Annotated in this window: 13 protein-coding genes and 1 pseudogene; 7 read left to right on the forward strand and 7 right to left on the reverse strand. The window is 68.3% G+C overall.

All coding sequences use genetic code 11. The annotated features are described in order from the left end of the window. The 7 genes and pseudogenes from ACFTWF_RS39190 to ACFTWF_RS39220 all read left to right on the forward strand — a co-directional run. Nucleotides 1–135, forward strand: a pseudogene (locus tag ACFTWF_RS39190) (enoyl-CoA hydratase/isomerase family protein); the annotation flags it as partial. Continuing rightward, nucleotides 132–908 (forward strand): enoyl-CoA hydratase, encoded by a 777-nt coding sequence (locus tag ACFTWF_RS39195; RefSeq protein ID WP_378466461.1) that lies wholly within the window; start codon nucleotides 132–134, stop codon nucleotides 906–908. The pseudogene ACFTWF_RS39190 and the gene ACFTWF_RS39195, both read left to right, overlap by 4 nt. Nucleotides 909–994: 86 nt before the next feature. Then, nucleotides 995–1,762 carry an SDR family NAD(P)-dependent oxidoreductase gene (locus tag ACFTWF_RS39200; protein WP_378466462.1) on the forward strand — a complete coding sequence of 256 codons (768 nt, stop codon included), beginning with the start codon at nucleotides 995–997 and terminating at the stop codon, nucleotides 1,760–1,762. A 270-nt stretch (nucleotides 1,763–2,032) separates the two neighbouring features. Further along, nucleotides 2,033–2,938 (forward strand): 3-hydroxyisobutyrate dehydrogenase, encoded by a 906-nt coding sequence (gene mmsB / locus ACFTWF_RS39205; protein WP_378466463.1) that lies wholly within the window; start codon nucleotides 2,033–2,035, stop codon nucleotides 2,936–2,938. Between the two features lie 18 nt (nucleotides 2,939–2,956). Then, entirely contained in the window at nucleotides 2,957–3,541 is a 585-nt protein-coding gene (locus ACFTWF_RS39210) for an adenylate kinase (protein ID WP_378466464.1), read from the forward strand. Nucleotides 3,542–3,645: 104 nt separating this feature from the next. Next, a complete protein-coding gene (locus ACFTWF_RS39215) occupies nucleotides 3,646–5,148 on the forward strand; it encodes an aldehyde dehydrogenase family protein (RefSeq protein ID WP_378466465.1) in 1,503 nt (500 codons plus the stop codon). Between the two features lie 14 nt (nucleotides 5,149–5,162). Continuing rightward, complete coding sequence (locus ACFTWF_RS39220; RefSeq protein WP_378466466.1) at nucleotides 5,163–6,377, forward strand: CaiB/BaiF CoA transferase family protein; 1,215 nt, start codon at nucleotides 5,163–5,165, stop codon at nucleotides 6,375–6,377. Between the two features lie 31 nt (nucleotides 6,378–6,408). Here the strand turns inward: ACFTWF_RS39220 and ACFTWF_RS39225 are convergent, their stop codons facing one another. The 7 genes from ACFTWF_RS39225 to ACFTWF_RS39255 all read right to left on the reverse strand — a co-directional run bounded on the left by ACFTWF_RS39225 (nucleotide 6,409) and on the right by ACFTWF_RS39255 (nucleotide 12,720). Next, nucleotides 6,409–7,338 (reverse strand): alpha/beta hydrolase, encoded by a 930-nt coding sequence (locus ACFTWF_RS39225; protein ID WP_378466467.1) that lies wholly within the window; start codon nucleotides 7,336–7,338, stop codon nucleotides 6,409–6,411. Beyond that, the gene (locus ACFTWF_RS39230) at nucleotides 7,335–8,573 is read right to left on the reverse strand and encodes an alpha/beta hydrolase (RefSeq protein WP_378466468.1); all 1,239 of its coding nucleotides are present in this window, start codon (nucleotides 8,571–8,573) and stop codon (nucleotides 7,335–7,337) included. The genes ACFTWF_RS39225 and ACFTWF_RS39230 overlap by 4 nt, the downstream gene beginning before the upstream one ends. Then, on the reverse strand, nucleotides 8,570–8,815 hold the full coding sequence (locus tag ACFTWF_RS39235; RefSeq protein ID WP_378466469.1) for a hypothetical protein: 246 nt from the start codon (nucleotides 8,813–8,815) through the stop codon (nucleotides 8,570–8,572). Before ACFTWF_RS39235 ends, ACFTWF_RS39230 begins: the two co-directional genes overlap by 4 nt. Next, nucleotides 8,812–9,477 (reverse strand): VOC family protein, encoded by a 666-nt coding sequence (locus ACFTWF_RS39240; RefSeq protein WP_378466470.1) that lies wholly within the window; start codon nucleotides 9,475–9,477, stop codon nucleotides 8,812–8,814. Before ACFTWF_RS39240 ends, ACFTWF_RS39235 begins: the two co-directional genes overlap by 4 nt. Nucleotides 9,478–9,511: 34 nt before the next feature. Further along, complete coding sequence (locus ACFTWF_RS39245; RefSeq protein ID WP_378466538.1) at nucleotides 9,512–10,207, reverse strand: maleate cis-trans isomerase; 696 nt, start codon at nucleotides 10,205–10,207, stop codon at nucleotides 9,512–9,514. Nucleotides 10,208–10,423: 216 nt separating this feature from the next. Next, nucleotides 10,424–11,116, reverse strand: a complete 693-nt coding sequence (locus tag ACFTWF_RS39250) for a TetR/AcrR family transcriptional regulator (protein ID WP_378466471.1) — start codon at nucleotides 11,114–11,116, stop codon at nucleotides 10,424–10,426. Nucleotides 11,117–11,181: 65 nt separating this feature from the next. Further along, nucleotides 11,182–12,720, reverse strand: coding sequence for an FAD-dependent monooxygenase (locus ACFTWF_RS39255; protein WP_378466472.1), 1,539 nt, complete (start codon nucleotides 12,718–12,720; stop codon nucleotides 11,182–11,184). Nucleotides 12,721–12,728: the final 8 nt, after the last annotated feature.

Below are 12,728 nucleotides of genomic sequence, written 5' to 3' on the forward strand. Positions count from 1 at the left end.
GACCGCAACCCGCAGTGGTCACCCCCGTCGATCGACGACGTCCACGACGACGACGTCGCACGGTTCTTCACACCCCTCGGAGATCTCGAACTCGGTCTCCAACACCCCACCACGACGACCGGAGCACACCAGTGACCGACTTCGAAACCATCCTCCTCGACCGCAAGGGACGGGTCGGGATCATCACCCTCAACCGCCCGAAAGCGCTGAACGCGTTGAACTCCCAGCTTCTCCGCGAACTCGTCACGGCGATCGAAGACCTCGACAGCGACAGCGAGATCGGCGCCATTCTCCTCACCGGATCCGACCGCGCCTTCGCGGCCGGCGCGGACATCAAGGAGATGCAGACCAAGACGTACATGGACGTCTACCTCTCCGACTTCTTCTCCATCGGAGATCGCATCGCCGCAGCCCGCAAACCCATCATCGCCGCGGTCGCCGGATACGCCCTCGGCGGTGGATGCGAACTCGCGATGATGTGCGACATCCTCCTCGCCGCCGACACGGCCAAGTTCGGTCAGCCCGAGATCAAGCTCGGTGTCATCCCCGGCATCGGTGGATCGCAGCGCCTCACCCGCGCCGTCGGCAAGGCCAAGGCGATGGAACTGTGCCTGACCGGCCGGAACATGGATGCCGAGGAGGCCGAACGCGCCGGACTCGTCGCGCGCATCGTGCCCGCCGCCGACCTGTTCGACGACGCACTGCAGACCGCCACCACCGTCGCCGAGATGTCGCTGCCCGTCGCGATGATGGCGAAGGAAGCGGTCAACCGTTCCTTCGAGACCACGCTCACCGAGGGAATCCGCTTCGAGCGCCGGGTGTTCCACTCCACCTTCGCCACCGAAGACCAGAAGGAAGGCATGAGCGCGTTCGTCGAGAAGCGGTCGCCCGCCTTCACCCATCGGTAGGTCGGCGTCGTCACTCGTTCCGGACCAATACCCGTGCGGTCGACGGAAGTAGTCGACCTGTACCGACAGTAGGAGAAACCTCAAAGGTGAAGATCGCACATTCCGCCGCCGTGGTCACCGGGGCCGCATCGGGCCTCGGCGCCGCCACCGCCAAACGCCTCGCCGACGCCGGTGCCACCGTGTTCGGGCTCGACCTGCCGCAGTCCATCGAGCGCGCCGGCGACACCGTCCCCGACGGCGTCACCCTCCTCGCCACCGACGTCACCAGCGGCGACGAGGTCCAGGCCGCGATCGAGAAGATCGTGGAATCGGCTGTGCCGCTGCGCATCGTCGTCAACTGCGCCGGTGTCGGCTGGGCGAGCCGGATCCTGTCGAAGAAGGGTCCGCACGACCTGGAGTTGTTCCGCACCGTCATCACGGTGAACCTGCTCGGCACGTTCAACGTCATGCGCCTTGCCGCCGACGCCATCGCGAAGACGGAGACCGTCGACGAGTCGGGGCAGCGCGGCGTCGTCATCAACACCGCGTCCGTTGCCGCGTTCGAGGGCCAGGTCGGCCAGATCGCGTATTCGGCGTCGAAGGGTGGGGTGCACGGCATGACCGTGCCCGCCGCCCGCGACCTGGCGCAGTTCGGGATCCGGGTCAACACCATCGCCCCCGGCATCGTCGACACCCCGATGCTCGCCGGCGTCACCGACGAATACCGCCAGGGTCTCGAGGCCGGGGTCCCGTTCCCGTCGCGGCTGGCCCAGCCCGCCGAGTACGCGGAACTCGCTCAGATGATCGTCGAACACGACTACCTCAACGGTGAGACCATCCGCATGGACGGTGCCCTGCGCATGGCGCCCCGGTAGGCGGCTCCGCCACCCGTGCGCCTTTCTGGTTGCTCCAGCTACCAAAAAGGCGCACGGGGCGCGAAGCGCCCTACCTGCGGCGATGCAAAAATGCGCCACCCCGTTGCAAAAGAGATGATTCCCCCGCCCGTACGTCCACGGCACACTGGCATTCAGCCCCGCTGCGCAACTGAGAACGGCCAATCCTGTTCTGAGACTTCTGCAATTCGTCGTTTCCCGATCACGATCCGGCTGCAGCACTCTCGGGCGCCACACTGCTAGGAGGACACGATGAGCAAGATCGCCTTTCTCGGTCTCGGGAACATGGGCTTGGGTATGGCCACGAACCTGGTGACCGGCGGTCACACGGTCACCGGCTTCGATCCCGCGCCCGCCGCGGCGGAGAAGGCGGCCTCGCGCGGGATCACACCGGCGGCGTCCGTCACCGATGCCGCGCGTGACGCGGACGTGATCATCACGATGCTGCCGAGCGGCAAGCACGTGCTCGACGTGTACGCCGATCTGGTGGCCGCCGCAGCCCCCGGCACCCTCTTCCTCGACTGCTCGACCATCGATGTCGCAGACGCGCGTTCGGCCGCCGATCTGGCCGTCAATGCCGGTCATCGCGCCGTGGACGCCCCGGTATCCGGTGGCACCGGCGCCGCCGACGGCGGAACCCTCACCTTCATGGTCGGGGGCCCGGCCGAGTCGGTCGACCACGCCACCCCCTTCCTCGAGATCATGGGGGCCCGCATCGTCCCGTGCGGCGACTCCGGAGCCGGCCAGGCGGCGAAGATCTGCAACAACATGATCCTGGGAATCTCGATGATCGCGGTCAGCGAGGCGTTCGCGCTCGCCGAAAAGCTCGGGCTGACCGATCAGGCCCTGTTCGACGTCTCGTCCACCGCCTCGGGTCAGTGCTGGGCGTTGAGCACGAATTGCCCCGTCCCCGGTCCGGTTCCGACGAGCCCGGCCAACCGCGACTACGCGGGTGGCTTCGCGAGCGCCCTCATGCTCAAGGATCTTCGGCTGGCACAGGCCGCGGCTTCGGACAACGGCGTCGACACCGTCCTCGGGCGGCGGGCGGCCGAACTCTACGAGCAGTTCGTCACCCACGACGGCCCCGGTCGCGACTTCTCCGCGATCGTGACGGCCATTCGCTCCGGCGCGCTCGGCACCGAACCGGCGCAGTCGTAACCCCGAAAGGAACCGCTCGTGCGCATCGTCCTCATGGGTCCTCCCGGAGCGGGTAAAGGAACTCAAGCACAACGGCTCTCGACCGCTCTCGACCTACCGCACATCTCCACCGGCGACCTGTTCCGCCACCACATGGCCGTCGGCAGCCCGCTGGGGCAGACCGCGAAGTCGTACATCGATGCCGGCGAACTCGTACCGAGCGATGTCACCGTCGACATGGTGCGCGAGCGCCTCTCCGACGACGACGCATCCACCGGGTTCATCCTCGACGGGTTTCCGCGCACCGTGGAGCAAGCGATCGCCCTCGACGACATCCTCAACGATCAACTGAGCCAACTCAATGCAGTCCTCGACTTCGTCGTCGAGGACGAGGAGGTGGTCACCCGGATGTTGGCACGCGGCCGCGCCGACGACAACGAAACGGTGATCCGCAACCGTCTCCGGGTCTACCACGGCGAGAATCAGCCTCTGCTCGCCCATTACGCCCCGATCCTCGTCCAGGTGCAGGCCCATGGCACCGTCGACGACGTTCACCAGCGCGCCATCTCCGGCCTGCACCCGTGGGCGCTGTCCGACACCGGCACCGCAGACGTCCGTTCCTGACGTTCCCAGATTTTCCGTTCCGGTTCGACCCGTGCGACCGGACACCACAGACCGTTACGACCCGCTTTCGATTCCGCAGCAGCGGATCTCAAGGAGCCCTCATCATGACCTCTACTCAAACCTCCGTGTCCGAACTCGGCATCCCCGAGGCCCGCGACTACCCGATGTTCGTCGATGGCGCGTGGGTGGAAGCGCAGTCCGGCGAGTGGACGGACGTGACCACCCCGGTCCTGCGTGAGCATGTGATCGGCCGGGTTCCGTCCTCTGACGCGGCGGACGTCGATCGCGCGGTGCGCGCCGCACGTCAGGCGTTCCCGCAGTGGCGGTCGCAGCATTTCACCGCCCGCGCCCGGGTCCTGGCCCAGATCGCCGACGCCATCGATGCCCGCTCCGAGGAGCTCGCCCGCCTCACGGCTCTGGACACCGGCAACGCGCTGCGCACCCAGGCCCGCCCCGAGGTGACCACCCTGGCGAATCTGTTCCGTTACTTCTCCGGCGTCGCCGGAGAGATCAAGGGCACCGTGCTGCCCGCCGGGGACGACCAGCTGCAGTACTCGCGGCAGGAGCCGCTCGGTGTCATCGGCTGCATCCTGCCGTGGAACTCCCCGCTGATGATCGCCGGCTTCAAGATCCCCGCCGCCCTCGTCGCCGGTAACACCGTCGTCGTCAAGGCCGCCGAGGCCGCCCCGCTCAGCGTCCTGCTTCTCGCCGAGATCTGCGCCGAGTACCTGCCCGCCGGTGTCCTCAACATCATCACCGGATCCGGCCGGGTCGCCGGTGAAGCACTCGTGCAGCACCCGGCCGTCGACAAGGTCTCCTTCACCGGGTCCACCGAGGTCGGCCGCCACGTGGCCCGCGAGGCCGGCGGCCGCCTGGCACACGTCTCCCTCGAACTCGGCGGCAAGAACCCCTCGATCGTCTTCCCCGACGTCACCGTCGACGACGACTTCATCAACCAGCTGCTGCTCTCGACCCGCGTGCACCGGCAGGGCCAGAGCTGCACCGCCGGCTCCCGTCTGTTCCTGCACCAGGACGTCTACGACCAGGTCCTCGACCGGCTCGTCACCACCCTGGACGGCCTGACGGTCGGCAACCCGCTGGACGAGGCCACCGACATGGGCGCGATCATCAACGACAAGCAGTTCGCGTCGGTGTGCGGATTCCTCGACGACGGCCTGAGCTCGACGAAGGTATCCACCGTCCTCGACGGCTCCCCCGGCAACGTCGGCAACTCCGACGGCTACTACATGGGCCCGACCGTGTTCTCCGGCGCCGACAACTCCTGGCGGCTGTCGCGGGAGGAGATCTTCGGACCCGCGCTCGTCGCCATCCCGTGGACCGACCACGCCGACGTCATCTCGATGGCCAACGACTCCCACTACGGCCTCGCTGCCTACGTGTGGACGCACAACCTCGACCTCGCCCTGTCCACCGCCCACGCCCTGGAAACCGGCTGGGTGCAGGTGAACCAGGGCGGCGGCCAGATGGTCGGCCAGTCCTACGGCGGATACAAGCAGAGCGGACTCGGCCGGGAGGTCTCCCTCGAGGGCATGATCGCCGGCTTCACCCAGACCAAGCAGGTCAACGTGCGCCTGCGCACACTCTGAGAGGGGAACGCATCATGACCGTCGGACCACTCAGCGACATCCTCGTCCTCGACCTCTCCCGCGCACTGGCCGGCCCGATCGCCGCGATGATGCTCGGCGACCTCGGCGCCCGCGTCATCAAGGTCGAAGCACCCGGCACCGGCGACGACTCCCGCACCTGGGGGCCGCCGTTCGTCGGACCCGAGAACGACCCGCAGTCGTCGTACTTCATGTCGGCCAACCGGAACAAGGAATCGATCGTCCTCGACCTCAAGACCGAGGACGGCAAGGACGCGCTGCGCCGGCTGATCCGCCGCGCGGACGTCCTGATCGAGAACCTCCGGCCCGGCGCGTTCGACCGCCTCGGGTTCCCGGCCGACGTGCTCGAAGAACTGAACCCGCGACTGATCACGTTGTCGATCACCGGGTTCGGGCACGACGGCCCGGAAGGATCGCGGCCCGGCTACGACCAGATCGCCCAGGGCGAGGCCGGGCTGATGTCGGTCACCGGAACCCCGGACGGTGAACCCACCCGCATCGGCGTGCCGATCGCGGACGTCCTCGCCGGCGTCCACGGCACCGCCGGCGTGTCGGCGGCACTGGCCAACCGGGAGAAGACCGGCAAGGGCATGGTCGTGCGCACCTCACTGCTCGCCGCGGCGGTCAGCGCCCACACCTTCCAGGGCACCAAGTGGACGGTCGGCGGCCAGGTCGCGCAGCGGTCCGGCAACCACCACCCGCAGATCGCCCCGTACGGGTCGTTCCGGTGCGGCGACGGGTTCGTGCAGATCGCGGTCGGCAGCGAGGCGATCTGGGCGAAATTCGCGCCCGTCGCCGGGCTGGCGGCGAACGACCCGCAGTTCGCCGTCAACCGGGACCGGGTCGCCAACCGCGACACGCTGATCGCCGCGATCGAAGCGGATTTCACCAACCGCACCCGCGCCGACGTGCTCGCCGCCCTCGAATCCGCCGGCGTGCCCGCGGGATCGATCCGCACCATCGACGAGGTCTACGAGTGGGAGCAGACCCGCAGCCAGGGACTGCTACTCGAGGTCGAGCACCCCGTCGTCGGACCCGTGCAACTGCCCGGCCCGTCACTGCGGATGGAGAACGCCGACGGCCAGTCGCTGGTGCGGACCGAGCACGCTCCGCCACCGGTTCTCGGGCAGCACACCGAGGAAATCCTCGACTGGATCGGCACCAGCGACACCGCGGACCCCTACGACACCCGGGTTCCCGCCCAGGCATGACGGGTCCGCGCGGGCGCGGGCGGGCAGCACCTCAGACGGACAGGCATTCCTCGACGAACGCCAACTGTCGCAGTGCATACGCCCGCGCACGCGAGTGCAGTTCGATCGAATGACCCGCGTGGCGAAACAGATCCATCCGCACGGTGGGTGCAGAGGTGAAATGCCCGGCCAACGCGTCCCGCGCCTCTGCGCTGGACTGCCAGATGTTGTCGTGCTCGGCGAGGGTCAGGCTCACCGGCACCGCGACCTTCGCCGCGGCAGACGGCAGTGCCGTGGACCAGTGCACCACGTCGGTCAGTTCGGGCATCGGCAGGGGGCGCAGGAGCCGGGCGTTGAGCTCGACCTGGTCGACGGTGTGGGTGTCGTCGGGTCCGAACATGACGTGTGCGTGGGCCTCCGGTGGCAGCACCAGGGCGGGCGCGTCACTGATCATCGACGCCCACATCTCACGCAGGCCTGGTTGCCAGAATTCACCCAGGCCGCTGACCTCCACACCGCGCAGGGGGTCGCGTGTGTGCGAGGCGACCTGCAGGGCGATCATTCCGCCGATGGAGTGCCCGACCAGCACGACGTCGTCGGTCCGGCCGAGGTCGCCGGCGATCGTGTCGACCGCGGCGGCGAGGATCCGGGTTTGCGCCGGGAACGACAGGACGGCCGGGTCGCAACTCGTGGTGCTTCCGTATCCGGGGCGGTCCAGCGCGACGACGGTGTAGCCGAGCTGTGCACCGAGTTCGAGCAGGGAGCCGGGCCCGCGGTCGTAGTAGCCCGCGTCGTAGGTGCCGCCGTGCAAGGCGACGACGAGGCCGCGGCTTTCGGTGTGCGGCCGGGCGATGCGACCCGACAGGCGCAGCTCGCCGGCGTCGACCGCGATGTCGGTGACGGGGATCGGTGTGGTCATGTCCAGTGCCTTCTGTGTGCGGATCGGCTGGTTGATTCTCGGTGCGGCGACGTCGTGACTCATGATCGACCGTAACGCTCGTGTAGCCAGTGGCCGAGTTGTTCACCGGCCAGGGTGGCGCCGGTGGGTTCACCCGCCGTCAGGGCGGCCCCGAAATGCTTGCCCCGCACCAGCACATGGGTGACGTCGTCTCCTCCCAGTGCTGCCGCCATCGCTTTCGCGTCGACGGGGAAGCAGGCCTGATCGCCGGTGAGTTCGATCAGCAGCGCGGGGATTCGGACGGCTGGTGCGCATCGGAGGAAGTCGGCGCGGCTGCTGAGCCCCGACCAGGTGGACAGCCACGCCTCGGGTGTGGTCAGGCGCCCGAATCCGATGATGCCGTAGTTCGTCAGATCAGGTCGTGACCCGAACAGCGACCCGTACGGGCGGTCGTTGGGGTCGAGGGACGGATCGACGCAGCGCAGGTCGGCGTCGGTGCGGTAGACCGTCAGCACTCCGGTGGCCAGTGCTGCGCGACGGTCGGCGGGGTCACCCGACTGCTTGTGACGGTGCCGTGCCCGGGACGCGGAGTCGACGCGGGCCCGGGCGAGGTCGTCGAGGCGGGCGACCCGGGCGCGTTGCGCGGCCCGGTACCGGTCGACGAACTCGGGGGCAAAGCTGCTCGGCTCGGGTGCCTGCACGTACCCGTTGTCGGGGTTGTACGGGTCCAGCGCCGGGTCGACGGAGAGTGGATCGGCCTCGTCGGTGACGGAGGGATCGATCATGCGCAGCAGCAGTGCCCCCTGGCCCGGGTGCGGGGCCATGAAGATCACCGCGTCCGGGGCCGGCATGTCCGCGTCCGGCAGCGGAATTGCCTTGCCGCCGGGGGTGTCGGCGAATCGCGCGGACGGCGAAAGGGTCGCCTGTTCGATGTAGTAGGCGGCGAGGGTGCCGCCGCCGGAATGCCCGACCGAAACCACCGTGTCGAAGCCGCGCTGCCGCAGAAACCTGTGCCCCGCAGCCATGTCCAGCAGTGCCTGCTCGTGCAGCAGCGTCAGGTCGTTGCCCATGATGCGGGTGCCCTGCGTCCACACCGCGTAGCCACGCGACAGGAATTCGGGAACCAGCACGTGGTGTGTGAAGTCCTGGCGTGGGTGCATGAGAAAGGCGACGGTGTCGGCCCCGGGCACGGTCCGGAGCACGCCCGAGACCGTGGCGCCGTCGGTGGTGGTCAGCTCGTGCACGCTGACCGTGGTGTGCTCCGGAACGGTGCCGGCGGAGACGTAGCGTCCGGCGCCGATCCGTTCGGTGGTACTCATCGCCGGACCACCTTCAGCGCGTCTTTGTCGTGCTGGGCGATTCGTGAGTTCTCCAGTCCCGCAACGGCGCTGTACCACACGGCGTGGCGGCAGCCGGTGGCTCTCCGGTCGATGACGATGTCGTCGTCGGCGGTGATGCGGAAATAGGGGCCGACCTTGTCGACCGTGAGCGCCGGGTCCTGGGTGGCGACGTCGATGACACCGTCGTTCTCCGGGACACCGAGCACGTAGAGCCTGCTCATCGCGACACCACCGCCTCACTCTCGATGCGGCGCTGCTCTTCCCACTGCGCGGCGCGTTCGACGATCAGTTCGGCCTTGCGGGTGAGCAACTGGTCCATCGAGGGACTGTCACCGGACGCGACGTCGCACAGAGCCTGGATGGTCAGTTCCGCGTCCAGGTCTTCCTGGGCGGTGACCGGACGCAGGGCGCGGGTGATCTCGAGCATGTAGCCGTTGGGGTCGTGGGTGTAGATCGACTCGATGGTTTCGTGCACGACCTGCATCTCCACCGGCCACTGCGAATCGTCGAGCCGGCGCCGGTATTCGAGGAGATCTTCCTCGCTGTCGACGTGGATCGCGAGGTGGCGGGAGTTGCGGAAGAACTCCGGTGTGCCGGGGGCGAAGCGTGCCCACGAGTCGCCGGGGGCATCCTGGTCGCCGAACGGTTCGAGTCCGAAGTAGTAGAAGAACGCCATCCGGTCGTCGTTGCCGATGTCGAAGAAGAAGTGGATGAAGTCGGGATGCTGTTCGGGCCCCCACCCGGCCGCGCAGATCGAGTGCACCACCGGGAATTTCAGGACGTCGCGGTAGAAAGCCACCGTGCCGACGGGGTCGAAGGTGGGGAACGCGGCATGGTCGACGCCGCGGACGCGGTGGACGGGCTTGGTGTGCGGTGTGCTCATCGGTGGTTCTCCCTCGATGTCGAGAACGGTGAAATCAGTGGGCGGGGACGGTCGCGTCGGCGCGCAGCAGCGAACCCGCGCCGGGGATGTCGACGCGGGCGCCGGCGGCACGCAGGACGGTGTAGGCACCGGCGGTGGCGGCGGAGAGGACGGGGATGCCGAACTCGTCCTCGGCCGCCTGGACCAAGTCCAGCGACGGCATCTGCACGCAGGCGGAGATGACGAGTGCGTCGACGCCGTCGAGATCGAGACTCCGGGCTGCGTCCATGACCCGCTCGCCGGGGATGCAACCGACGTCGGCGTTGTCGGCCACTTCGAGAGCCCGCCAGTCGGCGACCTCGAAGTTCTCTTCTTCGAGATAGTGCACGACCTGCTCGGCCAGCGGGCGCATGTAGGGGGTGACCAGGGCGATGCGGCGTGCGCCGAGGGCGCCGAGAGCGGTCACCAGGGCTCCCGCGCTCGACAGGACCTTGGCGGTGGATCCACCGGCGGCCAGTTGTTCCGCGACCGACAGTTCGACGCGGCGGTGCTCACCCGGCCCGCTCGCCATGATCGCCACCAGGCAGGCGTAGAGCACGACATCGACACCGGCGTCACCGAGTTCGAGCACGCAGCGCTCACGCTGGGCGTTCATTGCACACAGTTGCTCGGGGGAAACGGTGTGCATGCGCATGCGACTGGAGTGGAAGGTGAAGTCGGCGTCCGGGTGGCGGCCGAGCAGGCGAGGCATCTCGGTCTCGACGGTGATGTTCGAACTCGGGACGACGAGTCCGATGCGGGTGGGCGAGGGGTTCACGGTGCTCCCTAGATGAGAATTCGACGGTAATGACTATTGTTCGACGCGGTCATCGCTTTGTCAACAGTATTGTCGTTTTTTCACCATGAGTGTTCAAACAAAGCAGGCCCGGTACCAATCGGTACCGGGCCTGCGTGCGAGCGTGGCGGTTCAGAGTCGGGGTTCGAGCCTGTCCAACCGGTCGCGGATCTCGTTGAGGAGTCCGATCGATCCGACCTCGGCCTCTTCCTGAGGGCCGCACAACATGTCCTGTGCGAGCCGGGTGATCGTGGCGACGACGGCGTCGATGTCCGATGCGTCCTGGGGGCGGAACCACCACGCCACCCAGTTGCACATGCCCAGCAGGCTGAATGCGGCGGTGCGCGAATCGACGGGACGGAACTGACCGATCTTCACGCCTTCGTCGATGATGTTGACCAGTTCGCGGACGATGCGCCGCTTGGCCTCGAGATGCTCGGTGCCGGCGGGCTCGGGCAGAACCGTCTCCGAGCGGTCCAGGATGCGGAACTGGCTCGGGTGTTCGGCGCGCTGGCGGACCAGCAATTCGGTCAGGTTCCGCACCTTGTCCACGGGGGACAGGTCCGGTCGGGTGCGGAGTTCCTCGAGAACCTCGGCCAGGCTGCGGGAGACCTGTTCGACGAGCATGGCGAGCAGATCGTCCTTGGTACCCAAATAGTGGTAGAGGGCGGACCGGGACACGTCCATCGCGTCGGCGATGTCCTGCAGGCTCGTCGCCTCGTAGCCCTTGGCCGCGAACAACTCCGTCGCCGTGTCGAGCAGTTCGCTGAGAATCAGTTCGCGGCGGCGTGTGCTTCTCGCCCCGTTGGTTCGCTTCGCCGACATGTCTGCAGTGTATCGGCGCGTTCGGGCGCCGCCGGTCGCCGATCGGCTCGGTGCGGCGCCGGCGCTCATCGGGCGATCACGACGGCATGGCACCGGCCCGCGGCGACGGCGGCGGCCCCCTCCGGGCGGGCGGCGGCGGGAATCGCCACCAGTACCGCGCACGGGGTGGCCCATCGCAGCCGTTCGGCCAGGTCGATGCGGGCACCGACGGTGGGTGCGTCGTCCGGGCCCTCCAGCAGCACCACCGTCGTCTCGGATTCGGTGCGGAACCGAGCCAGGAGGTTCGCTGCCCGCTCTCCACCGACGTCGCCGTCGGACCACGTGATCCGACGGACGCCGTCGGGCACGCTCCCCGGATCCAGCTCCCGTCGGGGCAGAGTGAGAGCGGTGTGCCCGAGGGGGCGGGACAGGATCCAGTCGTCGAGTGCCGCCGGTTCGGTCACCGGCGCATCGCCGAGGTCACGCACCGCCTCGCGGACGATGTCGGGGTGATCGGCGGCGTAGTCGGCGACGGAGAGATTGCCGGCGCGGGTCATGTAGGACAGCGCGACCAGTTCGGGCGACTGCTCGTGCCGGGAACGGTAGCTCGACCACCAGCCCTGACTGCGGGCGGCGAGGTGCTTGAACCGGTCCACTCCCGGTCGGCGGGCGGCCTCGTACCGCGTGAATGCCTTCGTCACATCGGCATTCTCGGCGAGGGCGGCGGCGAGGGCGATCGCATCCTCGAGCGCGAGTTTGGTTCCGGACCCGATCGTGTAATGGGCGGTGTGCGCGGCGTCGCCGAGCACCACGACGTTGCCGTACGACCATCGGTCCAGGCTGACGGTGGGGAACCGGGCCCACCGGGTCCGGTTGGTCAGCAGTTTCCGGCCGCGGAGGTCGCCGGCGAAGGCCCGCTCGAGCAGCCGCACGCTGGCCTCGTCGGTCTCGCCGGGTGCCAGCCCGTCCTCGTTTCGCGCCAGCCCCGCCGAGGCCCACGTCTGCTCGTCCGCTTCGATGAGAAACGTGCTGCGATCGTCGGCGTACGGGTAGGCGTGGGTGACGAACAGGGAGTCGTCGAGCGACCGCGCCGCGAAGTAGGCCGTGTCGACGGCGAAGTCGGCCCCGCACCACATGTAGTGCAGGCTGCCGTAGGAGATGTGGACACCCAATTCGGCGGAGAGCTTGTCCCGCACCGCACTGCGGGCACCGTCGGCCGCGATCACCACGTCGGCGTCCGTGTCGGAGAAATCGACGCGTGATCCCATGCGGATGTCGACGCCGACGGCGGTGGCGGCATCGGTGAGCACCTGCAGCAGCGCGGCCCGGCCGATCGCGAGGTTACGTGCCCCGTGCAACTGCACGTCCCGGTCCGCCCCGCGCAGGGTCAGCGAATGCCCGGCGTAGCTGACCCGGCGGATCTGTTCCGCGGTCGTGGGATCGACCGCCGCGAGATTGCGCATCGTCGACTCGGTCAGGCTTACCCCGAACCCGAACGTCGCGGTGCTCGAATCCGACCGCTCGTGCACGGTCACCCGGGCCGAGGGGTCCGCGAGCTTGATCAGGCGGGCGGCGGCCAGACCGGCCGGTCCGCCTCCGATGACGTCGATGGTGCGATGGGCCATGGTGTCTC

It is taken from the genome of Rhodococcus sp. NPDC056960, from assembly GCF_042674125.1.
Classification (GTDB): Bacteria; Actinomycetota; Actinomycetes; order Mycobacteriales; family Mycobacteriaceae; genus Rhodococcus_F.